We start from the raw sequence: 25215 nt of genomic DNA on the forward strand, positions 1-25215 counted from the left end.
GAGCAAACCGGGTAATACGACAACGCCTCCCTAGGGAGGCGTTTTTCATGGCCCGGCTACTGCCCGGCACCCACCCGTTGCACCTCCGGGAACAGCTGGCCCAGGGTGCTGCGGGCCTGGGCCGCATTCAGGTAGGCGTAGAGCAGGTCGGTCAGGGCTTGGAAATCCAGGCGCTGGCCATCGAGCATCGGGTTGAACAGCCACAAGCGCACGCGCATGCCGGCGGCCACCGGCCAGGCGTGGGGCGCGGCCAGGGATTTGAAGCAGGCCGGCGCCAGGGTCGGTGCACGGCTACCGGCCATCACCGAGAACACCAGCCCCAGGCTCAGGTGGCGCTGCTCCAGTTCGAAACCATCGAAACATACCCAGGGAGTGGGTTCGGGCGCATTGGCGAACTGCAGGGTGTCGGGGGTCAGCGCCAGCACCTGCTGGCCATGCCGCCGACGCAGGGCTTCGGCCGCCGCCAGGCCCACAAGCCCGGCGCCCAGCATCAGCGCCCCGGGCAGCCAGAACCACAGCTGGGCAGAGCGCAACTGCCAGGCCGAAGGCAGGCTGGCCAGCCAACCGCCCACCAGCACCAGCAGCAGGGAAAGCAGGGCCAGCATGACTGCTTGCCCAAGAGAGCGCTCACGAATCTCGCAACGGCGCTGGGGGCCATCTGCATCGGCCTGCAGTTGCAGCAGCAAGGCTTCTTTTTCGGCGTTATCCACGGCCTTGCAACTCATCCAGCTGCTGTTGTGCATTAGCCGCCTGGCAGTAGGCATCCAGAAGCGCGGCGATGTCATCGATGGCCAGTTTGCGCCCCGCGCTCATCAAGCCGGCGGAATGAATGCGAATGTGGGGTTCGGGGCTGTGGAACGCCATGGCCTGGTTGCCGAACACCTGGCGCACGGGCCTGTGGGTCGGCAGTGGGCAGCCCGGGCGCAGGGTCAGCTGCTGCAGGGTCAGCAGCCCCTCATCCTTGACATGGACATCCACCACGTCCGTCAGGTTGACCGGTGCACTCAGGGAATCCACGAACAGCTGGCGTCGGGTCAAGCGCATGAAGGCATGCTGGCCAGCGTGGCGATGCTGCCAGGTCACCAGGGCGAACAAGGCGGTCAGAAACAGCCCGCACAGCAGCATGCCGGTCTTGCCCTGGTGGATGCCCCAGGCCAGCATCGCCAGGGAAATCAGGGTGAACAGCGGCCCCAGCACCTGATAACGGCGCGTATTGGTGAATTCGCTCTGCTCGGGCACACGCTGGATCACCTGCTGGAGCTGGGTGATCACCTGTTCGCGCTGAGCGTCGCGAGATGCATCGGGTTGCAGCGATGAAGTCATAAACAAGTCCTTGATTCACAGAAAACAAAGCGGTCGAGCGCCTGGGTGCCGGCGCTCCCCCAGGGCTCACCGGGCCTTGAGGTAGTCGGTAAGGAACGCCTGGGCATCACCCTGGCTCGACAGGTTCTCGTCATAGCGCACCCGCACCGGCGCAGCTTCACCCGGCAGGTACAGCTCGCCCCAACCCTCCTGGAGCACCAGCACCACGAATTTCTGCCCGTCGACGGTCGTGGCGTAGCGGGTATCCTTTGCGGTCTTTTCCACGGCCATTTTCTGGATGCGCAAGTTCCAGTCGTGATCCACGTCCGCCACCTGCACCAGGGCCTGATGCTCACTGCGCTCACCGATGCGCAAGGTCCAGACCTTCACCCCCTGCTGGCCGACATAGGCCGCCAGTTTATCCGCCACCTGGGGCCGCTCATCGGCCTGGACCAGACCGCTTCCCAGGGCCAGCGCCATGGCCCACACGGCCGTCCATTTGCAATAAAACTGCATGGTTCAAACTCCTGACATCTGAAAAAGCCGCTCATTGAAGTCGGCACCTGCGGCCCTGCCAAGCGCTTTGGCCGTCATTCACAAGAAAAATTCCGACGCTCACAACCACCGCTGCGCAAAGTGTGAGTGAGTTACCATTGGCCGCCGTAGCAACCCCACCCATGGACCCGCTTTGCCGATGGAATGCTGGAACCCCTACCTCGATACACAATTCTGCTTCGACCGGCCGGTTGGCCTGGCCCGCGCCGGGGTGTTCGACCCCAGTGCCCGGCGGGTGATGGGCAGCGCCGTCGGCCACTATCGCGCCCGTACCGTGCGCCCGCACTTGCAGTACTTCGACTGCAACCTGCAATTCCCCGATCCGCTGCGCATCCACAAGGTGTTGCCCGACAGCCTGTGCATCGTCCAGGTGCTGGCCGGGCAATGGCAGCACCGGATCGACGGCCAGCTCCACCACTACACCCCCGGCGCGCCTCAGGCCCTGGGCCTGAGCGAGACCATGGAAGCGCTGGACCAGATGCCCGCCGGCAGCCACGCCCGCATGGCCGGCCTGCGCATCGCCGGCAGCTATTTGCGGGAACTGGCCGAGGAAGACCCGACGCTGCAGCCCTTGCTTAGCCTGCTGGACGACGGCATCCGCTTTCGCCAGTTTCAACGCTGCCGGGCGCTGGGCAGCTTGCTGGAGCGGCTCTACCAAGCGCCGTACCAGGGCGCCCTGCAACACCTGCACCAGGAAAGCCTGAGCCTGGCGGTGCTGGTGGAACTGGCGGTGCACCTCCAGGGCCAGCGCCCTGCGGCGCCCACGGTGCGCGGGCAACTGGACCTGGCCCACGAAGCCCGCCGCCAGCTCGACGCCCACCTGCTGGACCCGCCCGGCAGCCAGGCGTTGGCCCAGCAACTGGGGGTAGGGGAGACCACCCTGCGCCGCGCCTTTGCCCAGGTATTCGGCCAGTCGATGCTGCAGTATGTGCGGCGCCAACGCATGGAGCTGGCGCGCACCCTGTTGCGCCAGCGCAAATGGCACGTGGCGCAGATCGCCTACCGCCTGGGCTACGCCAACCCGGCCAATTTCAACCACGCCTACAAGGCCCACTTTGGCCATCCGCCCGGCGCGGAAGGCTAGCGCAGGCGCACCCCAGCCCCTTGAGGAACAACCCCCATGAGCCAATTGACAGCACTGATTGCCCAAGCCAAAGCCGGGCTATCGGTCCAGCAAGACATTCCCCAGGAACGCTGGGAGGCCATCGCCACCCAGTGCGGCGCCGAGGAAATCGCCGAAATCAAAACCCGCATCGCCTCACTCAAGGCCGCCCGCGAAGCGGTGGAAGACTGGGACGGCGACACCCGGGATGACCTGTACTTCGCCATCGCTGATTTTACCCGCCTGCTGGAACTGGCCACCGCCCACGCACAAGGTGAATGAACCTGCCGGCTGAGCGCACAACGGATTATGTCGAGAGCAGCGAGGGCGCCGTGCGCCCACGCAACCATCTAGGCAACGGCACACCTGAGAGGAACAGCCCCTGTTTAACGAACTAGTGTTTTTGCCCGAAGGCCCCGACCAGGGCTCCGCCTACCTCGGCGGCAACCCCTACCTGCCTGAGTCCATCCCGTGGCCCACCGACTCGATGGGCGTCCCCTTGCTGCACCTTGCCAGCCTGCCGGCCAGCGTTATCAATCGATACCTTGCCGGCATGCAATTGAATGAGGAGCTGGTGGTTTCGCTGTTTACGCCTTACTCAATCGTCAGCGATGCCTACATCGAGCAAGCCATGCAAGAGGGCGGCAAGGTGCTGGCCTACAGGCCCGCGGCGCGACAGGTGGATGGTTACGGACAGCCCATCACCCCGGCGCGGCGAATCGCAGTGGTTGAAAATCCGGGGCAGGACAGCGACGAAAACGGCCTGGCCAAGATCGCCGGAATACCTGCCTGGATTCAGGGTCAAGAGACACGCCCAGGCTTGAACTATGTGCTGCAGATCAACAACTCCCGGCTGAACAGGGCCGCTCCAGGGCACAAGGGCATTTTGGTCGGCGGAACCGGCTATCTGCTATTGAAGCAAGGCATTGATGACGAAGACCTGATGGCCGGGGTCCTGATCATCCAGAGTTCATAAGAAAGGGGGGGCGGGTCCTCAGCGTCATGAGCCTGGACCGGTTTGATCTGCGTTGAGAGGGGGGCACACCGAGTAAAACGACAACGCCTCCCTAGGGAGGCGTTGTTGCAGAGCGGTCGCGGCCGCCAGACGCTTTACTGCGCCTTGAGGTACTCATTGAGAAACGCCTGGGCATCGCCATAGCTGGACAGGTTGCTGTCATAACCCACCTTCAGCGGCTTGGCCTCACCCGGCAGATGCAACTCGCCATAGCCTTCCTGAAGCAGCAGCACCACGAACTTCTGCCCGTCCACCTGAGTGAAGTAACGGGTGTCGCGATCGGTTTGCTCCACGTTCATTTTCTGAATGCGCATATTCCAGTCGTGGTCGGCGTCTTCCACCTGCACCAGCGCCTGATGGGCGCTGCGCTCGCCGATGCGCAGGGTCCAGACCTTCACCCCGTGCGGCCCGGTGTAGGCCAGGATCTTGTCCGCGACCTGTGGCCGTTCCTCGGCCTGGACCAGCCCGATTCCCAGTACCCACGCCATGACCCATGCGGCCGCCCAACGGTAATAAAGCTGCATCCTTCTAGCTCCTGAACATAAAAAGGGGCGCTCATTGAAGCCGACCCGTGCGGCGCTGCCAAGCACCCAAGGCAACAGGCGGGATAAAAAAACCGGCGCACTCGCTGGACTCACCCGCCACCGACCTGTCGCGAACAGCACACACTTTGCGCCCTCGGCTAAATACAGGTCGCAAGCGTGGCGAGGCAAAGCGTCGCCACCGGTAGTCTAAGAGCACCACCCGGGAGACTTTCAATGATTCGACGCGCGTGCTTGGCCGCTCTATTGACAATGACTGCTTCAACCGCCTTTGGCGGCCCTGGCTACGATCATCTCTATGCTTTCGGTGACAGCTACTCCGACAACGGTGCGGGTGAAGCCTTCACTCGAACCATGGCCGCGCAGAAGGTCAAAGATGCACAGGCGCTACCCGGTTCGTTGTATTGGCAGGGACGCTGGAGCAATGGCCCCACCGCCGTCGAGCACTTGGCGCAGGCCTTGAAAATCCCCTTGACCGACTACGCCATTGGCGGCGCCAAAAGCGGCAACGGCAACTACTACGCCTGGATGCAGCCCTCTCGCGACACTGGGGTTTTCGGGCAAATCGCCGATCACCTGAAAGCTGCTAAAACACACAAAGCGGATCCGGATGCGCTGTATTTCATTTTCGTCTCAGCCAACGATTTTTTTGAGTGGGCCGACTTCTCGCACCCAGAAACGATTGACGTGCTTGGCCAGAACAGCGTGGCGAACATACAGAAGAGCACCGAGACGCTGATCGCAGCAGGGGCGAAACACGTGCTGGTGGTGGGGACCACGGATTTGAGCCATGTGCCGGCTGTGGTGCAGGGCAATCAAGTCAAGAACGCAACGCAATACCAGCAGATACTCGAACAAAAACTGCCCGCCGTGCTGGCAACACTGGCTAACGCCCATCACGTGAGCATTGGTTACTTCGACCACCTGGCCTTCAGCAACGCGCTTCGCGCGGCACCCGAGGTGGCGGGCCTGAAGGATCTGGATACCCCGTGCCAAGCCACCTACCCGGACGTCAAACCCGTGTGTGCGGATCCGGATAGCCATTACTACTGGGATGAGTGGCACCCGACCCGCAAAGTCCACAGCCTGGCCGCCGAGGCGATGCTTGAAACGTTAAAAGCGAGCCGTTGAGGTTCGCTATCCGCCCATAGCCGGTCAGCACTGCCCGGCTATCGAGCCCATGGACATGCGCGCCGGAACTGAAACTACGCTGGCCCGGGTGGTTGCCGTGTTCGGTGCGGCGCAACCGCACTGTGCTTATCTGTTTGCTAACCGCCGCGCCAATCGCATGAAAGTGCTGGTGCATGATGGGTTTGGCATCTGGCTGGCTGCTCGCCGATTGAACCAAGGCAAGTTCCACTGGCCAGGCATTCGCCAAGGCCCTGAACTCGAGTTGAATACCGAGCAACTTCAGGCGTTGGTGTTGGGTTTACCCTGGCAACGCATGGGCAGTGGCGGTACGCGTTCATCGACTTCCTACGGATCAACTCCGGGAAGCCAGGCAAGGGGCCAGTGTGTCGTTATTTGCAGCGGCAACGAAAGAGCGATGAATTGTGTCTCAATCCGCACGCGCCCCTGTGAGTCGGTGCGTTCCCCTAGAATCACCGGCAGCCTCCTGCAACGCGCGAGAGCATCAGCCACACTTATGTGCAGCAATTTAGCGATGACGCGCGCAGCATCTCGGATGCGATCAGCCGGACACGTATCCAGCTGAAGATCGTATTCGGGAAAAAAGTCGCGTGAAATGCCTGGCAACGGTTGTTGATCCACGCACCGACCACTGTAGAACTCACCCCGATCTAGAAAGGCGTCTCGCTCGGCGTAGTGTTCAAGCGCAGCGGCATAGTCCTCAAGTTGTGAGAGCGGCTGCTGACGCTTCTGTACGCTCAGTACATCTACAAAGTCGGCAGCTTCAAGGCAATACGAAAGGCCGTGTGCTACGGCAAAGGTCGGCATTTGCTCACCGTTCTCGCCGGGTACGCTATTCGATTCTTCCTCGGGCGAAGAAAGGTAAAAGCGAGCTTCGATCAGCGGTGCCCCGTCCTTGACATAGACCCATGAATAGCGGCTCCAGACATCGTTATTGCCATCACAGGTCGCAAGGGCTTCGATAACGTCACGAAGACTCAAAAGTAAAAGCATTTTAAAAATTCCCTCCACCCAATGCACCATATTCTACAGAGCCAATTAAGGTGTCCCACAGCTCTCTGAAGGTTGTTCATGCCTTGACAATGCCATCAGGGTGGGACGGCCAGACGCATACTGTGCTTCTGCGCGACGCTGGCAATCGAAGCGCCGGGTTGGGCGCATTCTTGGACAACCTGGGCCTTGAAGGATTTGGAATAGGAACGGCGTTGTGGCTGCATGGAAAGACCCGCTTAAAAGGCTAGAGAGGGTGTCCACTTAAATTGAGGTGTACACCATCGCCTTTGGCGTCGGGGTCAGGAAGATGTGTTGCACAGACGCTTACCGATAAAGTGACCCACCTCAAAGCGCCTGACGCACAAGCTGCGCCTCTGCACATTCCAGCCCGCGATCGCGCCCCGATTCAAAGGCTGCATTTTCAGGACGAATACCCCTATGAGCCAACTCACCGCACTGATCGCCCAAGCCCAAGCCGGGCTGTCGGTCCAGCAAAACATTCCCCAGGAGCGCTGGGAGGCCATCGCCACCCAGTGCGGCGCGGCGGAAATCGCCGAGATCAAAACCCGCATTGCCTCACTCAAGGCCGCCCGCGAAGCCGTCGAAGAATGGGACGGCGACACCCGCGATGACCTGTATTTCGCCATCGCCAACTTCACCCGCCTGCTGGAACTGGCCACCGCCTACGCACAAGGTGAATGAACATGCCGGCTGAGCGCACAACGGATTATGTCGAGAGCAGCGAGGGCGCCGTGCGCCTATGGATAGAGCAGGGCAGTGCCATTCATCTCAAGGCCATCAGCCCGCACAACGACCCGGTGGAGCTGACGGCAGAACAGGCCCTGGAACTGGCCCAGGCACTGCAACGTTTGGCCAGCCGCCTGGCCGACTGAATGAGCAGCCATGCTGTGGCTGACGCACCCCTGGCGCCCGAGCCCACTCAGGCAAAATCCGCAGGCTCGAAGCGCTCGCTGGTGTCCATGCGGATAGCACGCAGGCCCAGCGTCTGCAGATGGGACTCATACAGCCCCAGGGCGCAATAACTGATCAGCAAGCTGCGACGGCGCGCACCACTGGGGTTGAGGCTGGCCCCATGCACCAGATCGGCATCGAACAGCAGCACGTCCCCCGCACTGCCCGCCAACGGCACCACCCGGGATTCATCACTGAAATCAAAGGGCGCCAACCGCTCCCCGGGGCGATGACTGCCGGGCACGATGCGCGTCGCGCCATTGGCCGGCCCATAGTCATCGAGATAGACCAGCGCCGTGACCCGGTCACCGAGGCGCTGTTCCGACAGATCCCGGTGCAACACCTGATGACCGCCCCCCGCCAACGGCTCGCGGCCCTCCACCTGCGCCAGAAAAAAGCCTTCCCCGATCAACGCCCCGGCTACCGCCAACATCGCCGGCAAGCGACACACCGCCTGCACCCGTGTATCCAGATCCACCAGCGCATGACGCCAATCGTGGCCCCTAGGCACCGGCCATTGCTCAGGCCCAATCACCCCCGCATCAAAGGTGGTCCGCAGCTCATCCAGCCAGTCGGCGGGCACCGCCTGACGCAGCAACAGGTAACCGTTTTGATGGAGGTGTTCGCGGTCGATCATGAGGGGGCAGATGTCCTTATCCGGGGTGGGGGAGAGCATAACGGCTCGCTAATCCGAACGACATAACCGGCTACGGTTTAGCGGTTGCCGGACCCTGAGCAGACCGCCTAGTCTGCTGCGGTCGCTGCAAAATCAGCGACCGGGCCTGAGAACCCGGTAAGATGCAGGCGCACAAGCGCCCGCCCATGAATGCAGGCGCATTTTTGTGCCCGTCTGTTCGTGTTATGGCGGCTGTGCGTGGGAGACCTTCGGGTCTGCCGGGTTCCTGTATCTCCGGTTTCTCAGCCCGCGCACAGCTGCCACCCACTCGCCTGAGAACGAAGGTGGCAGCTCTCATTACCGATATGGGAGTTTCAATCATGTACGCCCGTAATCTGTGTGGATCTTCCCTTCGTAATACCCGTCTCCTGGCTGTTATAGGAGGTATCCGATGAGCACTTCAGCCTCAGTCAAGACACTGGGTTTCGTCACCTTTGGCAGTTGTGCCGATCCTGAACTAGAGCTGTTTCGCGTGAATGCTGACGTGCCTTTGCAGCAGGCGTTGGAGCACGCTTCTACTTTGCTTTACTACGCCAAGAAGCTAGCGCTAGATGCTGCTATGGAAGAGCAGGGCGAGCGGTATGCTTGGGCTTCGCACTTTTTGGCGGAGATGGGTAAGGCGGTGATTGATGATGTTTGTTTGGGGTTGGGTGGAAGAGCGGCTGAGGGAGGGGCTCTGAGTTAGAGCTAAACTGTACTAAGTAGATAGAAACGCCGCTTATTGTTGGTTGATAAGCGGCATTTTTATGATTTGAGGAGGAAGCTTTCGGCCACTAGCTGCCGTTCGTGACAGGCCGGTTTCGGCCAAAAGCTACCATCCGAATCACTGAGCTGGATGCGCCAGATTCTGCTTGCTAGGACTCTGTAGTCGTTATCAAAGAAATGAAAATCGTCGATCTTGATCAAGCCACTAGCCACCAGAGATGGCTAGTGGCTATTCTGACATTGCTCATTGGGGGGCTGAGATCCTTGACGAATCCCGTCACGTAACCGCTCCTCGCTCAGCAGGCACAAAAACACTAGGGAGCACATATGAGCGATTATGATAAGTATAAAGACGATGTGACGGATGATATTAAAACCTGTATTGAAGCGATGGGCTGCCAGCCTATACTTTTCGTAGGGTCAGGCCTAACTAAAAGGTACCTTAACGGTCCTAGCTGGGAGGAGTTACTGCACTCGCTTAGTGAGATGTGTCCCGAGATCGATAAAAAATTTGCTTATTATTTGCAGCGTTATCCTAATCTTGTCGATATTGGGACCGTATTCTCCGAAAAATTTAATGACTGGGCTTGGAGTGGCGGCGAAAATGAGTTTCCCGCTGAATTATTTGGCTCAGGCAATGAATCCGATATTTACTTCAAACATGCAGTATGTGAGATTTTTAAGAAGTTATTGAGTGAAGCAATTACCACGGATAAAGAAGAAATTGAACTGCTAAAAAAGATTCATCCTCACTCAATAATAACAACCAACTATGATTGTTTGCTTGAGAGCATTTTTCCTGATTACGCTCCAATCATTGGGCAGCGAATTCTCTATGCAAATCATTCAAGCATAGGTGAAATATTTAAGATACATGGATGTGCTTCTGATTCTAGGAGTGTAGTAATCACACGAGAGGATTATGATAATTTCCTGAAAAAGAAAAAGTATCTCAGCGCCAAAATGCTTGCTTTTTTTGCGGAGCATCCTCTTGTTTTTGTTGGTTACAGCGCCGAAGATCCAAACATTAGAGCTATACTGTCGGATATTGATGAGATTCTTTCCGAAAATGGCGCGTTAATTCCAAATATTTACCATTTAGAGTGGTCAAGCAAGGAGGTCACCGAATATCCTAGGCGTGAACGCCTGATATCGGTATCAGAGAATAAAAGCATACGTATAAAAAGTATCGTTGCACATGACTATAGCTGGGTATACAGGGCTTTTGGTGCGAACCAAGCACTGGACAATGTCAACCCAAAGTTACTGCGCGCGCTACTGGCAAGAACCTATGAGCTTGTGCGTTCTGACATTCCGAAAAACCCCATTCAAGTTGATTATACTGTACTTGCAAACGTCTCTGAGTCAGAGGGAGCATTAGCTAAACTTTACGGAATAGCTGATGCCTCTGATGGTCTAGCTTTTAACGTCAATTTCCCACACACGCCATCAACTTTAGGTGTAAGTTTGGGTTTCAAAGGATGGCACGACGCGAATAAGCTGCTCGAGATTTTGAAGAACACTACTGGTGTAGATATAAAGTCGTTCGACAATAAATACCATTGTGCTGTAATGAACGGCAATGAGGTTCAGGCGCATCGATACTCTAACTTGCTGCGACAGTTGCTTGAGAAAATAAAAAACGGAGAGGAATATACTTTGGATTTGCCCACATAACCTTTGATGGTTAAATCTCAATGAGCTTGGTGCCTTAACAGCTCATCACGAGTGACTGAAATTGGCCAGAAGCGGTTTCGTTTCCAAAGGGCTAAAGTACTATCATGGAATCATTATCATTAATTTACTAGGGGTTTCAAGGAGGAGCATTGAATTTATTAAGTCTTTCCCCAGAGCAATTTGAAAGTATGGCATTTGATATTGTGACTATGCTCGGATTGAGAAATACAGTATGGAGAACTCCTGGAAGCGATGTTGGAAGGGACATTGAAGGTGATTATTTTATTTCGGATTTATCCGGTCAGTATCAACGCCAAAAGTGGTATGTTGAATGCAAAAGATATACAGGTTCTGTTGACTGGCCTACAGTGTGGAATAAGATATCATATGCCGAAGCGCAAAGCGCTGATATGCTTTTGTTCGTAACAAGCTCTTCCCTAACGCCGCAAGCAGTTGATCAGGTTAGAATCTGGAATGAATCACGAAAAAAACCAACTATTAGATTCTGGGGAGCAGTGGAAGTTGCTGCAAAATTAAATCTTTATCCCGAACTCGCAAGGAAGTATGGGCTGAAATCAGAGGTAGCATCTAAGCTAGATATATTTTACCCTTCAATTTTACTGCTTATTAAAACATCTAATGCTCTTTCGCCGGACACCGGGCCGATACCTGAAATAAAACTATGGCTGGCTCATTCTGTCAGCGAACTGGTATCAACCAGGATGTCAGATGTAAAAGTTTTAGATGAGTTTTATTTTCGAACTCACAATACTGAAGATCAATTCGAGTGGATAGATTATTCAGGGTTGTGTGTCAAATATTATGATAGGTTTTCTATTAGAGCGCTATTTGCATACTTGTTATTTATTTTTAAAGGGGCGCCAGTAATCACGCAAGGCCAAAAACTTGACTTGGTAATTGAATTGCCTAGAGCTTTAATTGAGTCGGAAGAAAATCACATCCAAGCGCTTTCAGGTCTGTCAAATTTTAGCGCTCAGCTGGGGGCTGAAAACATTAGCTTATCTGTAATTAAAAAGGCCGTATAAATGGATAACAAAGAAACCTTATTCCTCATTCAAAATATTACTCACCAGGCAATAAATCCAATGAGTGGCGTGATTGGAACACTCGACAATTTAATAAGTGACGTAATTCCAGAGCATAAAAAGGCTCAGCGATTAGCACGCGCTAGGGCACAACTAGAGTATACAGTTTCGCTGATAAGAAACCTTTCATATTTTGCAGAATACGCATCGGGAAATACTGAGTCAATTTCGAACTCCTCCATCAAAACTACTGTTATACCACAGGCGATTATCGAATCTGCGCAGTTCTTTCAGGAACAAGGGGTGAATAGTAAGGTAAAGGTAGAGCTAGAGGATCGGAATACTCAAAACTGCGTAAAGGGTGACCCGAATTTACTTAAACAGGTCTTCATGAATCTCATCGATAATGGAGTTAAATATGGCAAAGCCGGCTCGACTTTGACAATAAAAAATTGGATACAGAAAAAAACTGACAACCTAATTATAACGTTTGAAGGACAAAGCGAGGCATTTTCTAACGAAGACGATATTTTCGCAATCGGATATCGGGCAAAAAGTGCAAAAGAAAGAACATCTTCCGGGTCCGGCTTAGGGCTTCATATTTGTAAACTAATCGTTGAGAATGCATTTCAGGGGACGATTGACGGGAGTCATTCATCTTCTGGAATTACAAAATTTGAAATCAGAATTCCAAATGGGTTTTTAAAATGAGCGCAAAAATTCTAATTCTTGATGATGAACCTATGTTTTTGGATTGGCTAGAGGACTATGTCGAGTCACTAGGTTTCAGCGTGGATTTTTCAACCTCGATAGATGATGCAAATAAAAAGCTAGCGGGCGCCAGCGTAGATGACTATGCAGCACTGATTTTTGATCTCAATGTGCCCGCCTCTTCTGAGTTTGAAAGCGTATTGGAGCAAAGGGGAAAACTATTTCAAGAGTTCAGAGGTCTCTTTATAGCGCAGCAAGCTCGAACGAAAGGGATTAACGGTAATAGAATAATAGTCTACTCGGTTCATGACAAGCCAGAAGTCGAAGACATGTGTCAAAGATTAAATGTTTCATATATACCTAAAGGTCGAGCAAGAGCGTTAAAAGATAGGCTTGCATCAATATTGACGAGAGCGTGAATAGACGCTGACGAAAATATTTTTATTGCTCAGAGGTCGCAGCTTTAATACACCTGAGCCGGTCGCGTGACGGATAGGGGGGTGAGAGGACTGACCGTTTTTAATCCAGTAAGCCGATCACTTTCAAACTACCTGCGCTTCCACGCCGGCAATGGTGATGCGATTCTCTTCAGTTGGCTCGCAGCCCCCAAGAATCGCCCCAAGGTTTGGTCATTTCCAGAGTGACAAATTTTGGACTAAAGCACACTTCTGCGACCGTCTTGTTTTGGCCGTTAGCAGCCGTTCGGTTGCTCCCCCCTCAACATCCCCCTCAAAACGTCGGCGGCGTAATCACCCACAACGCCACCGCATCCTCCTCCCCAGGATTCCCATACTTATGCGGTTCCTGGCTGGAAAAACTAAAGCTATCCCCCTCACTCAACTGAAAATACCGTTCCCCCACCCACAGCTCAAAACTCCCCGACAGCACATAACCGGCTTCCTCGCCCTCATGGCTGTAACTCTCCTTGCTGTAGGTCCCCGGCGGAAAGCGCGAGTGCAAAAACTCCAGCTGCCGGGTCGGTTGCGGGGTCAGCAGCTGATCGATAATCCCGTTCTCATAATTCACCTGCAGCCGCTGTTTCTTGCGTACCACATAGCCTTGGTCTTCGGGTGCGGTCTGGGTTTCGCTGGCGAAGAACCATTGGATGGTCACGCCCAGGCTGCCGGCGAAGTTAAATAGTTCGGTGTGGGCGGAGGATGCGCTCCAGTTAGATGATAGGAGGAATTTTTTGGTTGCTGAGGCTGCTTTCTGCCAATAGAGGACATTCAGAAGTGATTGAACATCGCTTTGGATGTTATGCAAAAAAAGATATGCTTAATGTGAATGTTAGAATATTAGTAATATGCTGCACTGGCAGTGTCGCCTGATAATAGTTAAATGGAGGTTCGCTGATGGAGTGGGATGTCTATTCAGACGCGCATGAGCCGTTGTCCGATGATTTGATTGCAGGCATCGAAAAAGTTATCCGTTTCACGCTGCCTGAAGATTACGTTGAATGCGTAAAACGCTTTCATGGTGGACAGCCGAAAGACCGAAGCCTGTCCATTGAGGTTGGTGGTAAAACATGGAATATCGGCTTCGGCATGCTTTTGACTCTTGACCCTTTACACAGCGCCGAGAATATCGTTACCGCTCTATTTTCGTTGCGAAATCACCATCAGCTACCAAATTACTATCTGCCTATTGTCGTGGGTGGTGGCGGTGATTATCTGTGCTTTGATTACTCTGAAAGTCCTCTATTTCCAAAAGTGGTTTTCTATTTTCATGAGTTGGAAGTAGAAGAAGGAATATTTTATGTGGCCGACTCGTTTTCAGATTTGCTTTCTATGTTAAAGGAAGAAAACTAAAAGAATAACCAATGAAAGTATTAACCCTCTGGTTCGCACCGAGACCCATTCAGATGATGCAGTATTCGGCTGCTTATAGTCGCTGTGATGAAAGGCAGTAGGGCCGTTGGAAGCGCTAATTCTGTTCTCTACCAACGTATGCACGATTCAGCCGCAATCGTAATCACAACGAAGATACAAAGGACGTTCCCAGTGGAAAAAGCTTCTCTTAAGAGTTTTTTGGCTATTGTTTCTGTTTTTTTAGCCACATTCGCAAGCGCGAATGAAAACAATCTAAAAGTATCCGCAGAAAGTGAAGCGCTGTACTTCAAAGCGCTGCCTTACCTAGAGAAAATCGATGAAGTACAAAACGATATGTTCACTTTTCGAAAACAGTTAGCAGTCAACGAAAAGGTTCCCGACCAAAAAAAAGAACAATATAGAGACGAAATGCTTCCGCTTGTAAAAGAAGGAATGCCTTTGCTCAAGCGTTCAGCTGAGGAAGGCAACCCAGCAGCGCAGTACCGTCTAGCGTTGATGTTGTCGACTTTTGAATCTCGCGATCAAGTCGCCGAAAAAGTCTGCACTCTCCTAAAGTCCAGTTTCAGTAACGGATTTACTCCAGCGGGTTTGCAGATGCTTTTCTATTGCTTCGATGAGGTTAAAACACCTGGGTATCGGTCACTTGTCGACGCATTGCCTAATGATGAAACCCTGTATGGCAGGTACTACCCCCAGCCAACGATGATGCCGAGTTGCGATAGAAATAGTCGCTCTGACAGCAATCCAATCGTGTTGCTCGACGAAAAAAGTTTTCGCGCCAACCTTTATATGAGTATGGCGACTCAAATGTTGACGCAAAACCTTAAGCAAGAGCAGGTGCAGTTTCTCAATAAAGCTGCCGAGCATGGATGCGTCAGGGCAATAGAAAGGCTAAAGCTCAGCAGCGCCACTAATGGAGCTCACCCTAAACTGGGAACACATGATTAACCGCGCCTGGAATGAAATGGGCGAGCACCACGCTCCGCTGACCGAGGCCCAGTTCAGCGAGTGGTTGCGGCAGCAGTTCTACTTCCCAGTCCGTGACAGCTAGTTTTCAGTAAACGAAAGAGCGGTGCATTGCGCTTCCGCTCGGTAGCTTGCTCAAAACGTCGGCGGCGTTATCACCCACAACACCACCGCATCCTCCTCCCCAGGATTCCCATATTTATGCGGTTCCTGGCTGGAGAAACTAAAGCTATCCCCCTCACTCAACTGAAAATACCGCTCGCCCACCCACAGCTCAAAGCGCCCCGACAGCACATACCCGGCTTCCTCACCCTCATGGCTATAACTCTCCTTGCTGTACGTCCCCGGCGGAAACCGAGAGTGCAGAAACTCCAGCTGCCGGGTCGGTTGTGGGGTCAACAGCTGATCGATAATCCCGTTCTCATAATTCACTTGCAGCCGCTGTTTCTTGCGCACTACATAGCCCTGATCCTCGGGCGCGGTCTGGGTTTCGCTGGCGAAGAACCATTGGATGGTCACGCCCAGGCTGCGGGCGATGTTGAACAGGGCGGGGATGGAGGGGTAGGCGAGGTTGCGTTCCAGTTGGCTGATGTAGCCAGCGGTAAGTTCGCTCTGCTGGGCCAGTTCGCTCAGGGTCAGGCCGCGGCGTTTGCGCAGGCCGCGGATGCGGGTGCCAAGAAACTGTGGGCCGCCAGGGGCTTGGTTGTCGGTGCCGGGCTCCGGGGCGGGAGGGCGGCTCGCGGGCGGCGTCTTGCTGCTGGGGTTCATGGCGGGCTCCGGACCAGGTGAACGGGCGCTTCCAGGCGCCCGTCCTGCAAAAGCCCTGGAGTATAAAGCAGCCTCAAAGCGCCCAGGCGACTTTCAAGCCTTCATGGATGGCTTCTTCCACGGTGCGCGGTGCCAGGCAGTCGCCGATGCGTTGGAAGGGCACCAGGCCTTTGAGTTGTTGGCCGAGGTCGTCCACCGATTGGTGGCCTTGGCACAGCACCAGGCTGTCGACGTTTTCCAGGAGCATGGGTTCGCCGCTGGCGGTGTGTTGCAGGTAGACGGTGCTGTCGTCGCAGCCGTAGAGGCGGGCGTAGGGGATGATCGGGATCGCCAGTTTGTGCAGTTCGCCGGCCATCTGGTCGCGCACGTACAGCGGCAGGCTTTCGCCGCAGTGGGTGCCGTTGACCGCCAGTTGCACCTGGTGCCCGGCGCGTACCAGGCGTTCGGCGATGCCAGGGCCGATCCAGTCGCAGCGCCAGTCGACCACCACCACGCTGCGGCCCAGTTGCACTTCGTCACGCAGTACTTGCCAGGCGTCCACCACTTGCAGCTCGCCGCCGCGTTCGAAGTTCGGCCAGTAGGGCTGGGCGCCGGTGGCGATGATCACGTGGTCGGGGTTTTCCCGCTCGATCAGGGCGCGGTCGACTCGGGTGTTGCGCACCACTTCGACTCCGGCCAGTTGCATTTCCCGTTGCAGGTTGGTGCTGGCGCCGCCGAATTCGCTGCGCCGGGGCAGCAGTTGCGCCAGTTGAATCTGGCCGCCCAGGTGCGCGCTGGCTTCGTAGAGGGTGACCTGGTGGCCGCGTTGCGCGGCCACCGCAGCGGCTTTCATCCCGGCCGGGCCGCCGCCCACCACCAGGATGCGTTTGCCGCGGGCGCTGGGCTTGGGCTGGCCGTAGAGCAGTTCGCGGCCGGTTTCCGGGTGCTGGATGCAGGAGATCGGCAGGCCCTTGTGAAAGTGGCCGATGCACGCCTGGTTGCAGGCGATGCAGGCGCGCACGTCATCGCTGTGGCCGCGCTCGCTCTTGTTGGGCATCTGCGGGTCGCAGATCAGCGCGCGGGTCATGCCGCACACATCGGCCTGGCCCTTGGCGATGATCGCTTCGGCTTCCTGGGGCTGGTTGATGCGCCCGGTGACGAACAGCGGGATCGACAGCTGGGCCTTGAAGGTGCCGGCTTCCCGGGCCAGATAGGCCGCTTCCACCGCCATGGGCGGGACTATGTGTACCGCGCCGCCGAGGGAGGCCGAGGTGCCAGCGACGATGTGCACGTAGTCCAGTTGCCCTTGCAGCAATTGCACGGCAGCCAGGGATTCGTCTTCGGTGAGGCCTTCGGGGTCGCGTTCATCGGCGGAAATGCGCAGGCCGATGATGAACTCGGCATCGGTGCTGGCGCGCATGGCGTCGAGGATTTCCCGGATAAAGCGCAGGCGCTGTTCCAGTTCGCCGTTGTAGCCGTCGGTGCGGCGGTTGACCCGCGGGTTGATGAACTGCGCCGGCAGGTAGCCGTGGCTGGCCACCAGTTCCACGCCGTCCAGCCCGGCCTGATGCAGGCGCCGGGCGGCGTCGGCGTAGCCCTGGATGATCTCGTCGATCATGTCCTGGTCCAGGGCCCGGGGCATGACCCGGAAGCGTTCGTTGGGCACCGCCGAAGGGGCGTAGGCCACGGCCAGCAGGCCGTCGGCGGACTCCATGATTTCCCGCCCTGGGTGGAAGATCTGCGACAGCACCACCGTGCCGTGGGCGTGGCAGGTTTCGGCCAGGCGCCGGTAGCCGTCGATGCAGGCGTCGTCGGTGGCCATCAGCACGTGGCTGGTGTAGCGCGCACTGTCGTGAACCCCAGCCACCTGCAGCACGATCAGGCCAACGCCGCCTTCGGCGCGGGCGCGGTGGTAGGCGATCAGCTGTTCGTTGACCAGGTTGTCGGTGGGCATCGAGGTGTCGTGGCCGCTGGACATGATGCGGTTCTTCAGGCGTTTGCCACGGATCTGCAAGGGTGCGAACAGGTGCGGGAAGGCGCTGGTCATTGCGGTGACTCCAGGCGGGCCAAGGGCAGGGGAGCACAGCCTTGGCGTTGTTATTGTTGGCCTATCAAAATTTACCGACAGTAAAAAATCAACTTGTTTTTTTACTTATGCTTGCAGTAGTTTCGATCTGCGCCCGCTTTTGGCGCGAACCTCACAACAATAAAAAAGGGCCGTGCCGGCGCCTGCCGGTGTGGCACCGCGACGAGGATTCACAGATGAAAGCGCTCACCCGCAAGCACGGTTGTTCTTTACTGGCCCTGAGCCTGGCCCTGGGTTTGTCCCTGGGCCAGGGCACTGCCCAGGCAGCCCCCGACATGGTGGTCGTGGCGTACGGCGGAGCCGGACAAAAAGCCCAGGACGTGGCGTTGTTCCAACCCTTCAGCAAGGCCGATGGCAGCAAGCTGATCCAGAGCGAATACAACGGCGAAATGGCCCGGATCAAGGTCATGGTCGACACCGGCAACGTCGACTGGGACCTGGTGCAGATCGAAGGCCCGGACCTGATGCGCGGCTGCGAGGAGGGCATGTACGAGCCCCTGGACTGGAAGGCCCTGGGCCGTGCCGAGCAGCTGATTGCCGATGCCGCCCAGCCCTGCGGCTCGGCGGTGCTGGTGTGGAGCGTGGCCATCGCCTACGACCGCAACAAGCTGGCCAAGGCCCCGGCGTCCTGGGCGGATTTCTGGGACGTCAAGCAGTTCCCCGGCAAGCGCGGCCTGCGCAAGCGCGCGGTGTACAACCTGGAGTTCGCGCTGATGGCCGATGGGGTCAAGGTCGAGGACGTGTACAAGGTCCTGGCCACGCCCCAAGGGGTGGAGCGGGCCTTCGCCAAGCTGACCGAACTCAAGCCCTACATCCAGTGGTGGGAAGCCGGGGCCCAGCCGGGGCAGTGGCTGGCCGCCGGTGATGTGGTGATGACCTCGACCTACAGCGGCCGCATCGCCGTGGCCGCCCAGGCCGGCGCCCCGCTGGCGGTGGTCTGGCCCGGCAGCCTGTACGGCATGGACTACTGGGCGATCATCAAGGGCTCGAAACACGTGGATCAGGCCAAGCGTTTCATCGCCTTCGCCAACCGCCCCGAGGTCCAGGTCGACTACGTCAAGCAGATCCCCTATGGCCCGACCAACACCCTGGCCGCGGCCAAGCTCGACCCGGCCCTGGCGCAGTGGGTGCCGACCTCGGAACAGAACCTCAAGGACGCCCTGGCGATGAACGTGGAGTTCTGGGTCGACCATGGCGAAGAGCTGGAAGAGCGCTTCAACGCCTGGGCCAGCAAGTAAGCGCACCGGGCTGGACGCCTGCGGGCGTCCGGTCCTATTGTTTGCCCGCCCAGATTGCCCCACCCACCCGCCTGGAGGACTCCAACAATGAACAATATCGCTCCCAGCCCCTACACCAGCGCCGAGCGCAGCGCCACCGAACAGCGCCTGCGCGAAGAGTTGGCGGCCTGCTACCGGCTGATCGCGCACTTTCGCATGACCGACCTGATCTTCACCCATATCTCGGTGCGCCTGCCCGGGCCCGAGCATCACTTTCTGATCAACCCCTACGGCCTGATGTTCGAGGAAATCACCGCCTCCAACCTGGTGAAGATCGACCTCAACGGCGAGGCCGTGGAGCCGTCGCCGTATCCGGTGAACCCGGCGGGTTTCGTGATCCACAGCGCGATTCATGGCGCCCGCGAAGACGCCCAATGCGTGCTGCACACCCACACCAAGGCCGGTTGCGCGGTGGCGGCGCTCAAATGCGGCTTGCTGCCGGTGAACCAGATTTCCATGGAGTTCTATGGCCGCGTGGCCTACCACGACTACGAAGGCGTAGCCCTGGACCTGGGCGAACAGCAACGGCTGGTGGCCGACCTGGGGGACAAGAGCGTGCTGATGCTGCGCAACCATGGCCTGCTCACCGTGGGCGAAACCGTGAGCCAGGCGTTTTTGCGCATGTACTACCTGGAGAAGGCCTGCGAGATCCAGCTGGCGGCCCAGGCGGCGGGGGAGATCGTGCTGCCGCCGGACGCGGTCTGCGCCCACACCGAACGCCAGTTCAACGACCCGGGCCGGCCACTGCAGGAAGGCGAACTCAACGACCCGGACGCCATGCAACTGGCCTGGGCGGCGCTGCTGCGCCTGCTGGAGCGCATCGCCCCCGACTACCGCGCCTGACCACACCTGGTTTTGTATCTACCTGTAGCCGCTGCTGAGCCCTGGCGAAGCTGCGAAAAGGCCCGCAGGGCCTTGCTTGACGATCGCCAGCCGAACTTGTGTCGTCTTCACGATCTTTGCGTCCCTGCGGGCCGTGCGCAGCCTGCGGCAGCGGCTACAGGGACCGCGCCGTTTGTTGTCTTTGTCACGGTGCTCCCGGCTTTGTCATGTGTAGCCGCTGCTGAGCCATGGCGAAGCTGCGAAAAGGCCCGCAGGGCCTTGCTTGACGATCTCCAGCCGAACTTGTGTCGTCTTCAAGATCGTTGCGTCCCTGCGGGCCGTTCGCAGCCTGCGGCAGCGGCTACAGGAAGCGGTGAGGCTGGCGGTCGCGCAATCGCTGGATCGCCACGAAAGGCCTGTTGTACAGTCGTTCAGTTTCAATTTCCCGCCACTGTCCAAGGAACCCGCCCCATGAGCCAGGAAGCGCGCTTTTCCCGTTTGGAACCCGACCTGCGCAAGGCCGAGCTGATCGAGGCGACCCTGACGTGCCTCAAGCGCCACGGTTTTCAGGGGGCGTCGATCCGCAAGATTTCCGCCGAGGCCGGGGTGTCGGTGGGGCTGATCAGTCACCACTACGCCGGCAAGGACGAGTTGGTGGCCCAGGCCTATCGGGCGGTCACCGGGCGGGTCATGAACCTGCTGCGCGAGGCCATGGAGCAGGCCGCGCCCGATCCCCGGGAGCGGTTGTCGGCGTTCTTTCGCGCCTCGTTCTGCGCCGAACTGTTGGACCCGAAGCTGCTGGACGCCTGGCTGGCGTTCTGGGGCGCGGTGAAGACCGCCGAGGCGATCAATCTGGCCCATGAACATTCCTACGGCGAGTACCGCAACGAGCTGGCCAGCCTGCTGACCCGGCTGGCCGGGGAGCAGGGCTGGGAACGCTTCGACGCCGACCTGGCGGCCATCAGCCTCAGCGCCTTGCTCGACGGCCTGTGGCTGGAGTCCGGGCTCAACCCCGGGACCTTCAGCCCGCAGCAGGGCGTGCAGATCTGCGAAGCCTGGGTCGAGGGGCTGCTGGCCAGCCAGGGGCGCGGTTTCGTCAGGCCGACATAGGGCTGTTGATCGGTTGTTCAGTAATGGCTAGGCTGCTGCGCACAGGGTTCCTTTTCCAATAAAAATAATCAGGAAACAGGCGATGACTCCTCGGGTTTTGATCGTCGACGACGATCCGCTGATTCGCGAACTGCTTCAGGCTTATCTCTCTCAGGAAGGCTACGACGTGCATTGCGCCGCCACCGCGGAGCAGGCGGAGAGCTTTCTCGGCCAGCACACGGTGGACCTGCTGATGCTGGACATCCGCCTGCCGGGCAAGGACGGCCTGACCCTGACCCGTGAGCTGCGGGTGCGTTCGGAAGTGGGGATCATCCTGATCACCGGGCGCAACGACGACATCGACCGCATCGTCGGCCTGGAATGCGGTGCCGACGACTACGTGATCAAACCCCTCAACCCCCGCGAGCTGGTGTCGCGAGCCAAGAACCTGGTGCGGCGGGTACGCCATGCGCGCCAGTCCCAGCCCCAGGCCGGCTGCCCGAGCCCGGTCAAGCAGTTCGCCGACTGGGCCCTGGACACCGACCGCCGCCGGCTGATCGACCCGCGCGGCGGCGAAACCCTGCTGACCCACGGCGAGTACCAGTTGCTCAGCGTGTTCCTGCGCAACAGCGGCCACACCCTGAGCCGCGACCAGTTGATGGACCAGATCCGCAACCGCGAATGGGTGCCCAGCGACCGTTCCATCGACGTGCTGGTGGGCCGCCTGCGGCGCAAGCTGCACGACGACCCGGCCGAGCCGGAGCTGATCATCACCATCCACGGTGCCGGTTACCTGTTCACCGCCAGCGTGGCCGCCTGAATTGCTGCGTCGCGCACTGAACCTGTGCCTGAGCCTGTGCTTGATCCTGCTGGCCGGCCCGACGTTCGCTGAACCCCGGCCCGTGCTGCGCTATTGCGACTACCCGGTGTACCCGCCGATTTCCTGGAGCGACGGCCAGCAGGTGCGCGGGCTGGCGCCGACCCTGGTGCGGCAGGTGCTGGGGGACCTGGGGTATCAGGTGCAGGTGGTGGTGCTGGGCAACTGGAAGCGCTGCCTGCTGGACGCCGCCGCCGGCCGGGTGGATGTGGTGCTGGCCTACAGCACCAGCCAGCGCCAGCAGGACCTGTTGTTTTCCCGGGTGCCGGTGCTGCGCGAAGAAGTCGCGCTGTTCGTCAACCGCCGCCAGCTGCCGCGTTTCAACCACTTGCAGGATTTGCGCGCCTACCGCGGCGGCCTGCTGTTCGGCGAGAGCTACGGCCAGGATTTCGACCGCGAAGTGGTGCAGCACGGCAACATCGAATGGGTCTCCAGTAGCCAGCAGAACTTCGGCAAGCTGATCCGCCAGCGCATCGATTTCATCCCCCATGAACGGCGCACCGGGCAGCTGTTCATCGAGCAACTGCCGGGGGCCGAGGACATAGTCGCCTTGCCCCAGGCGGTGAGCGTCGACTACCTGCGCCTGGCGGTGTCGCGCCATTCGCCCCTGGCGCCGCGCATGGCCGAGATCGACGCGCGGTTGCAGCAGCAGGTGGACAGCGGCGCGGTGCAGCGCTGGCTGGCGCAAAGCCAGGACGACTACCGCGCCATGCTCAAGGCGCAACGGGGAACGGCGCCATGATCCCCCTGCGTTCCGCCGGCCTGTTGCGCCGTCTGTTGCTGTTTATTTTGCTGTTCAGCCTGTGCTTCACCGTGCTCGCCAGCAGCGTGCAGCTGTACTTCGAATACCGCCGGGAAATGCGCGAGATCGACAGCCGCATGGAGCTGATCCGCGCCGGTTACCTGGGCAGCCTGGAACGCAACCTGTGGGACCTCAACCAGGAGCAACTGACCGTGCAGTTGCAGGGGCTTGTGGACTTTTCCGACGTGGCCCGGGTGCACCTGATCAGCAACGATTTCGACTTGCAGCAGGGCAGCACCGAGCTGATCGGGCCGTTGCGGGTGGAGCGTTTTCCCTTGAGCTATCAACCGCCGTCCGGGCCCTTGCGCCAGCTCGGCGAATTGCAGGTCAGCACCGATCTGGGGGCGGTGTACCGGCGCCTGTACGCCACCGGGCTGGCCAGCCTGTTGTGGATGAGCGTGTTTCTCTGCGGGCTGGCGGTGGCCTTGTCCGGTTTGTTCTACCGGCTGGTGACCCGGCACCTGCAAGTGATGGCCGACTTCGCCCGGCGCGTGGCGGCCGGCGAGCTGCATGAGCCCCTGCACCTGGACAAGCGCCAGCGCCCCGGCGGCGACGAGATCGACACCGTGGCCCGGGCCCTGGACGACATGCGCCGGGCGGTGCTCGACGATGTGCAGCGCCGCGAAGCCGACCGCCTGGCCTTGCAGGACAAACGCGACGAATTGCAGAAAATGGTCCAGCGCCGCACCGCCAGCCTGATGCACGCCAAGGACGAGGCCGAAGCCGCCAACCTGGCCAAGTCGCGCTTTCTGGCGACCATGAGCCATGAACTGCGCACCCCGTTGAACGGCATCCTCGGCATGGCCGAACTGCTGCGCCAGGCGCCTTTGGATCAGCAGGACCGCCAGCGTTTGCAGGCCTTGCATCAAGCCGGGGAGGGCCTGCTGAGCATCCTCAACCAAGTGCTGTCCTTTGCCCGCCTGGAAGAGGGCGAAAGCCGCCCGGAAGTGCGGGACTTCTCCCTGCGTCAGTTGCTGGAAGAAGTCACCACCTTGTTGCAGCCCCGGGCCGAGGCCAACCGCACCCGTCTGGAATTGCACATCGACGAACAACTGGCGCCGCGTCAGCAGGGCGCCGAGCAGTACCTGCGCCAGGTGCTGAGCAACCTGCTGGCCAATGCCATTCGCTTTACCGAAGACGGCTGGGTGCGGGTCGAAGTGCAAGTGCTGCACAGCAGCGCCGAGGGCCAGCGCCTGCGCTGCTGCGTGCGCGACAACGGCATCGGCATTGCCGCGTCGATGCGCGAGAAGATCTTCGAGCGTTTCGTCCAGGCCAGTGACGAGGTGACCCGGCGCTATGGCGGCACCGGCCTGGGACTGGCTATCTGCAAGCACCTGCTGCAGCAACTGGACGGGCGCATCGGTGTGGACAGCGAGCTGGGGCAGGGCAGTTGTTTCTGGTTCGAACTGGCGTTGGGCATCGGCCAGGAACCCTTGTCGGTGCCCGCGCTTGAGTTGCCGATGCAGGCTTTGAACATCCTGGTGGTGGAAGACGTGGCCCTGAACCGCGAAGTGGCCAGCGGCCTGCTTGAGCGTGACGGCCATCAGGTGTGGCTGGCGCAAGACGGTGAAAGCGCCCTGGCCCTGTGCCGGCAGCAGGCCTTCGACCTGTTGCTGCTGGATGTGCACCTGCCCGGCATCAGTGGGGTCGAGCTGTGTCGGGAAATCCGCCGCCGCCCCGGGCCCAATCGGCAGGCGCGAATCTTCGCCCTCACCGCCAGCGTGCAGCCGTCGCTGGTGCGCGGTTATCTGCAGGCCGGCATGCAGGGCATTCTCGGCAAGCCGTTGCAGCTGGCCAGCCTGCGGCAGGTGTTGGCCGGGCAGGTCCAGGTGCCGCCGGCCGACACCCGGCAAGGCTTGCTCGATCAGAGCGTGCTGGACACCCATCGCAGCCTGCTGGGCGAGCAGAAATTGCACAGCCTGCTCCAGGTCCTGGCCGATGCCCTGGATCAGCAACGACCACGGCTGGTCGACGCCCTGGCCGCCGAAGACTGCACCGAAGTCCTGCACCTGGCCCATCGCCTGGCGGGCAGCGCCGACTCCCTGGGCTTCTGCGCCCTGGCCCAGGTATTGCGCCAGCTGGAAGCTGCGGCAGAGCAGGCCGATCGCCCGACGCTGGCGGCCCTGGCGGCAGATTTGCAAGCGTCCTGGCAGCAGTCCCGGGCCTTGCTGCAACAGCTGTTGGCGGCCTGACGTACAAAATCCTTACGACTTTTTACATCTTCGATCCTGGCGTTCAATCCGAACTTACATGGCTTTCCAATAATCGCTTGAGC

Annotated in this window: 28 protein-coding genes and 2 pseudogenes; 20 read left to right on the forward strand and 10 right to left on the reverse strand. The window is 58.7% G+C overall.

All coding sequences use genetic code 11. The features are described 5' to 3' along the window. Positions 1 to 56: 56 nt before the first annotated feature. The 3 genes from PST29_RS13735 to PST29_RS13745 form a co-directional block, all read right to left on the reverse strand. Positions 57 to 710 (reverse strand): hypothetical protein, encoded by a 654-nt coding sequence (locus tag PST29_RS13735; RefSeq protein ID WP_231979031.1) that lies wholly within the window; start codon positions 708 to 710, stop codon positions 57 to 59. Continuing rightward, positions 703 to 1323 (reverse strand): hypothetical protein, encoded by a 621-nt coding sequence (locus PST29_RS13740; RefSeq protein WP_060838976.1) that lies wholly within the window; start codon positions 1321 to 1323, stop codon positions 703 to 705. Before PST29_RS13740 ends, PST29_RS13735 begins: the two co-directional genes overlap by 8 nt. A gap of 66 nt (positions 1324 to 1389) precedes the next feature. Next, positions 1390 to 1818 (reverse strand): hypothetical protein, encoded by a 429-nt coding sequence (locus PST29_RS13745; protein WP_060838977.1) that lies wholly within the window; start codon positions 1816 to 1818, stop codon positions 1390 to 1392. Positions 1819 to 1996: 178 nt separating this feature from the next. Here PST29_RS13745 and PST29_RS13750 point away from each other — a divergent pair, with 178 nt between their 5' ends. The 3 genes from PST29_RS13750 to PST29_RS32245 all read left to right on the forward strand — a co-directional run bounded on the left by PST29_RS13750 (position 1997) and on the right by PST29_RS32245 (position 3935). Then, positions 1997 to 2941, forward strand: a complete 945-nt coding sequence (locus tag PST29_RS13750) for a helix-turn-helix transcriptional regulator (RefSeq protein WP_060843390.1) — start codon at positions 1997 to 1999, stop codon at positions 2939 to 2941. Between the two features lie 36 nt (positions 2942 to 2977). Continuing rightward, positions 2978 to 3241 (forward strand): hypothetical protein, encoded by a 264-nt coding sequence (locus tag PST29_RS13755; protein ID WP_060838979.1) that lies wholly within the window; start codon positions 2978 to 2980, stop codon positions 3239 to 3241. Between the two features lie 121 nt (positions 3242 to 3362). Beyond that, positions 3363 to 3935: a DUF1963 domain-containing protein gene (locus PST29_RS32245; protein WP_198419651.1), complete on the forward strand. Its 573-nt coding sequence runs from the start codon at positions 3363 to 3365 to the stop codon at positions 3933 to 3935. Between the two features lie 134 nt (positions 3936 to 4069). On the opposite strand, the gene PST29_RS13765 is transcribed toward PST29_RS32245, so the two are convergent. Next, positions 4070 to 4498, reverse strand: coding sequence for a hypothetical protein (locus PST29_RS13765; RefSeq protein WP_060843391.1), 429 nt, complete (start codon positions 4496 to 4498; stop codon positions 4070 to 4072). Between the two features lie 234 nt (positions 4499 to 4732). On the opposite strand from PST29_RS13765, the gene PST29_RS13770 reads away from it, so the two are divergent. Both PST29_RS13770 and tnpB read left to right on the forward strand, forming a co-directional pair. After that, positions 4733 to 5647: an SGNH/GDSL hydrolase family protein gene (locus PST29_RS13770; RefSeq protein ID WP_060843392.1), complete on the forward strand. Its 915-nt coding sequence runs from the start codon at positions 4733 to 4735 to the stop codon at positions 5645 to 5647. Between the two features lie 49 nt (positions 5648 to 5696). Further along, positions 5697 to 5951: pseudogene (tnpB, locus tag PST29_RS32410) on the forward strand (IS66 family insertion sequence element accessory protein TnpB); the annotation flags it as partial. Positions 5952 to 5992: 41 nt separating this feature from the next. Here tnpB and PST29_RS32415 read toward each other — a convergent pair. Further along, a complete protein-coding gene (locus PST29_RS32415) occupies positions 5993 to 6658 on the reverse strand; it encodes a DUF7716 domain-containing protein (protein WP_060843393.1) in 666 nt (221 codons plus the stop codon). A 95-nt stretch (positions 6659 to 6753) separates the two neighbouring features. Continuing rightward, positions 6754 to 6882, reverse strand: a complete 129-nt coding sequence (locus PST29_RS32770; RefSeq protein ID WP_082729237.1) for a transposase — start codon at positions 6880 to 6882, stop codon at positions 6754 to 6756. Positions 6883 to 7096: 214 nt separating this feature from the next. Between PST29_RS32770 and PST29_RS13780 the strand changes: the two genes are divergently transcribed. After that, entirely contained in the window at positions 7097 to 7360 is a 264-nt protein-coding gene (locus PST29_RS13780) for a hypothetical protein (protein WP_060843394.1), read from the forward strand. A gap of 2 nt (positions 7361 to 7362) precedes the next feature. Then, a complete protein-coding gene (locus PST29_RS13785; RefSeq protein ID WP_232512107.1) occupies positions 7363 to 7551 on the forward strand; it encodes a DUF6360 family protein in 189 nt (62 codons plus the stop codon). Between the two features lie 47 nt (positions 7552 to 7598). On the opposite strand, the gene PST29_RS13790 is transcribed toward PST29_RS13785, so the two are convergent. After that, complete coding sequence (locus PST29_RS13790) at positions 7599 to 8267, reverse strand: phytanoyl-CoA dioxygenase family protein (RefSeq protein WP_060843395.1); 669 nt, start codon at positions 8265 to 8267, stop codon at positions 7599 to 7601. Between the two features lie 430 nt (positions 8268 to 8697). Between PST29_RS13790 and PST29_RS13795 the strand changes: the two genes are divergently transcribed. From PST29_RS13795 to PST29_RS31795, 5 genes are all read left to right on the forward strand, one after another. Next, positions 8698 to 8991 carry a DUF3077 domain-containing protein gene (locus PST29_RS13795; protein ID WP_060843396.1) on the forward strand — a complete coding sequence of 98 codons (294 nt, stop codon included), beginning with the start codon at positions 8698 to 8700 and terminating at the stop codon, positions 8989 to 8991. A 347-nt stretch (positions 8992 to 9338) separates the two neighbouring features. After that, complete coding sequence (locus PST29_RS31010) at positions 9339 to 10688, forward strand: SIR2 family protein (RefSeq protein WP_082729238.1); 1350 nt, start codon at positions 9339 to 9341, stop codon at positions 10686 to 10688. Between the two features lie 149 nt (positions 10689 to 10837). Continuing rightward, the gene (locus PST29_RS31015; RefSeq protein ID WP_148659633.1) at positions 10838 to 11734 is read left to right on the forward strand and encodes a restriction endonuclease; all 897 of its coding nucleotides are present in this window, start codon (positions 10838 to 10840) and stop codon (positions 11732 to 11734) included. Further along, positions 11735 to 12445, forward strand: coding sequence for a sensor histidine kinase (locus PST29_RS31020; protein WP_082729240.1), 711 nt, complete (start codon positions 11735 to 11737; stop codon positions 12443 to 12445). It abuts the gene before it with no gap. Continuing rightward, the gene (locus PST29_RS31795; RefSeq protein WP_148659634.1) at positions 12442 to 12864 is read left to right on the forward strand and encodes a hypothetical protein; all 423 of its coding nucleotides are present in this window, start codon (positions 12442 to 12444) and stop codon (positions 12862 to 12864) included. Before PST29_RS31020 ends, PST29_RS31795 begins: the two co-directional genes overlap by 4 nt. A 310-nt stretch (positions 12865 to 13174) precedes the next feature. Here the strand turns inward: PST29_RS31795 and PST29_RS13800 are convergent. Next, a pseudogene (locus tag PST29_RS13800) lies at positions 13175 to 13585 on the reverse strand (cupin domain-containing protein); the annotation flags it as partial. Positions 13586 to 13797: 212 nt separating this feature from the next. On the opposite strand from PST29_RS13800, the gene PST29_RS13805 reads away from it, so the two are divergent. Together PST29_RS13805 and PST29_RS13810 are read left to right on the forward strand one after the other, a co-directional pair. Continuing rightward, positions 13798 to 14253, forward strand: a complete 456-nt coding sequence (locus PST29_RS13805; RefSeq protein WP_060843397.1) for an SMI1/KNR4 family protein — start codon at positions 13798 to 13800, stop codon at positions 14251 to 14253. A 192-nt stretch (positions 14254 to 14445) separates the two neighbouring features. Further along, positions 14446 to 15222 carry a hypothetical protein gene (locus tag PST29_RS13810; RefSeq protein WP_232513239.1) on the forward strand — a complete coding sequence of 259 codons (777 nt, stop codon included), beginning with the start codon at positions 14446 to 14448 and terminating at the stop codon, positions 15220 to 15222. A gap of 153 nt (positions 15223 to 15375) precedes the next feature. On the opposite strand, the gene PST29_RS13815 is transcribed toward PST29_RS13810, so the two are convergent. After that, a complete protein-coding gene (locus tag PST29_RS13815; protein WP_060843399.1) occupies positions 15376 to 16008 on the reverse strand; it encodes a cupin domain-containing protein in 633 nt (210 codons plus the stop codon). 73 nt (positions 16009 to 16081) lie between these two features. Then, a complete protein-coding gene (locus PST29_RS13820) occupies positions 16082 to 18034 on the reverse strand; it encodes an oxidoreductase (RefSeq protein WP_060843400.1) in 1953 nt (650 codons plus the stop codon). Between the two features lie 215 nt (positions 18035 to 18249). Here PST29_RS13820 and PST29_RS13825 point away from each other — a divergent pair, with 215 nt between their 5' ends. The 6 genes from PST29_RS13825 to PST29_RS13850 all read left to right on the forward strand — a co-directional run bounded on the left by PST29_RS13825 (position 18250) and on the right by PST29_RS13850 (position 25132). Beyond that, positions 18250 to 19311, forward strand: coding sequence for an ABC transporter substrate-binding protein (locus PST29_RS13825; RefSeq protein ID WP_060843401.1), 1062 nt, complete (start codon positions 18250 to 18252; stop codon positions 19309 to 19311). Positions 19312 to 19398: 87 nt separating this feature from the next. After that, positions 19399 to 20193 (forward strand): class II aldolase/adducin family protein, encoded by a 795-nt coding sequence (locus PST29_RS13830; protein ID WP_060843402.1) that lies wholly within the window; start codon positions 19399 to 19401, stop codon positions 20191 to 20193. A 450-nt stretch (positions 20194 to 20643) separates the two neighbouring features. Next, positions 20644 to 21282 carry a transcriptional regulator BetI gene (betI, locus tag PST29_RS13835; protein ID WP_060843403.1) on the forward strand — a complete coding sequence of 213 codons (639 nt, stop codon included), beginning with the start codon at positions 20644 to 20646 and terminating at the stop codon, positions 21280 to 21282. Positions 21283 to 21364: 82 nt separating this feature from the next. Next, positions 21365 to 22081, forward strand: coding sequence for a response regulator (locus PST29_RS13840; protein ID WP_060838992.1), 717 nt, complete (start codon positions 21365 to 21367; stop codon positions 22079 to 22081). 1 nt (position 22082) lies between these two features. Then, on the forward strand, positions 22083 to 22880 hold the full coding sequence (locus PST29_RS13845) for a substrate-binding periplasmic protein (RefSeq protein WP_060843404.1): 798 nt from the start codon (positions 22083 to 22085) through the stop codon (positions 22878 to 22880). Next, positions 22877 to 25132: a hybrid sensor histidine kinase/response regulator gene (locus tag PST29_RS13850; RefSeq protein ID WP_060843405.1), complete on the forward strand. Its 2256-nt coding sequence runs from the start codon at positions 22877 to 22879 to the stop codon at positions 25130 to 25132. Before PST29_RS13845 ends, PST29_RS13850 begins: the two co-directional genes overlap by 4 nt. Positions 25133 to 25215 lie beyond the last annotated feature (83 nt).

Origin of the sequence: Pseudomonas sp. St29 (assembly GCF_001547915.1) — a bacterium.
Classification (GTDB): domain Bacteria; phylum Pseudomonadota; class Gammaproteobacteria; order Pseudomonadales; family Pseudomonadaceae; genus Aquipseudomonas.

Excerpts from the sequence above, each read along its gene's own strand:
- PST29_RS13740 (WP_060838976.1), bottom strand. The coding sequence starts at position 1,323 with ATGACTTCATCGCTGCAACCCGATGCATCTCGCGACGCTCAGCGCGAA.
- PST29_RS13745 (WP_060838977.1), bottom strand. The coding sequence starts at position 1,818 with ATGCAGTTTTATTGCAAATGGACGGCCGTGTGGGCCATGGCGCTGGCC.
- PST29_RS13750 (WP_060843390.1), top strand. The coding sequence starts at position 1,997 with ATGGAATGCTGGAACCCCTACCTCGATACACAATTCTGCTTCGACCGG.
- PST29_RS13755 (WP_060838979.1), top strand. The coding sequence starts at position 2,978 with ATGAGCCAATTGACAGCACTGATTGCCCAAGCCAAAGCCGGGCTATCG.
- PST29_RS13765 (WP_060843391.1), bottom strand. The coding sequence starts at position 4,498 with ATGCAGCTTTATTACCGTTGGGCGGCCGCATGGGTCATGGCGTGGGTA.
- PST29_RS13770 (WP_060843392.1), top strand. The coding sequence starts at position 4,733 with ATGATTCGACGCGCGTGCTTGGCCGCTCTATTGACAATGACTGCTTCA.
- PST29_RS32415 (WP_060843393.1), bottom strand. The coding sequence starts at position 6,658 with ATGCTTTTACTTTTGAGTCTTCGTGACGTTATCGAAGCCCTTGCGACC.
- PST29_RS32770 (WP_082729237.1), bottom strand. The coding sequence starts at position 6,882 with ATGCAGCCACAACGCCGTTCCTATTCCAAATCCTTCAAGGCCCAGGTT.
- PST29_RS13780 (WP_060843394.1), top strand. The coding sequence starts at position 7,097 with ATGAGCCAACTCACCGCACTGATCGCCCAAGCCCAAGCCGGGCTGTCG.
- PST29_RS13785 (WP_232512107.1), top strand. The coding sequence starts at position 7,363 with ATGCCGGCTGAGCGCACAACGGATTATGTCGAGAGCAGCGAGGGCGCC.
- PST29_RS13790 (WP_060843395.1), bottom strand. The coding sequence starts at position 8,267 with ATGATCGACCGCGAACACCTCCATCAAAACGGTTACCTGTTGCTGCGT.
- PST29_RS13795 (WP_060843396.1), top strand. The coding sequence starts at position 8,698 with ATGAGCACTTCAGCCTCAGTCAAGACACTGGGTTTCGTCACCTTTGGC.
- PST29_RS31010 (WP_082729238.1), top strand. The coding sequence starts at position 9,339 with ATGAGCGATTATGATAAGTATAAAGACGATGTGACGGATGATATTAAA.
- PST29_RS31020 (WP_082729240.1), top strand. The coding sequence starts at position 11,735 with ATGGATAACAAAGAAACCTTATTCCTCATTCAAAATATTACTCACCAG.
- PST29_RS31795 (WP_148659634.1), top strand. The coding sequence starts at position 12,442 with ATGAGCGCAAAAATTCTAATTCTTGATGATGAACCTATGTTTTTGGAT.
- PST29_RS13805 (WP_060843397.1), top strand. The coding sequence starts at position 13,798 with ATGGAGTGGGATGTCTATTCAGACGCGCATGAGCCGTTGTCCGATGAT.
- PST29_RS13815 (WP_060843399.1), bottom strand. The coding sequence starts at position 16,008 with ATGAACCCCAGCAGCAAGACGCCGCCCGCGAGCCGCCCTCCCGCCCCG.
- PST29_RS13820 (WP_060843400.1), bottom strand. The coding sequence starts at position 18,034 with ATGACCAGCGCCTTCCCGCACCTGTTCGCACCCTTGCAGATCCGTGGC.
- PST29_RS13825 (WP_060843401.1), top strand. The coding sequence starts at position 18,250 with ATGAAAGCGCTCACCCGCAAGCACGGTTGTTCTTTACTGGCCCTGAGC.
- PST29_RS13830 (WP_060843402.1), top strand. The coding sequence starts at position 19,399 with ATGAACAATATCGCTCCCAGCCCCTACACCAGCGCCGAGCGCAGCGCC.
- betI (WP_060843403.1), top strand. The coding sequence starts at position 20,644 with ATGAGCCAGGAAGCGCGCTTTTCCCGTTTGGAACCCGACCTGCGCAAG.
- PST29_RS13840 (WP_060838992.1), top strand. The coding sequence starts at position 21,365 with ATGACTCCTCGGGTTTTGATCGTCGACGACGATCCGCTGATTCGCGAA.
- PST29_RS13850 (WP_060843405.1), top strand. The coding sequence starts at position 22,877 with ATGATCCCCCTGCGTTCCGCCGGCCTGTTGCGCCGTCTGTTGCTGTTT.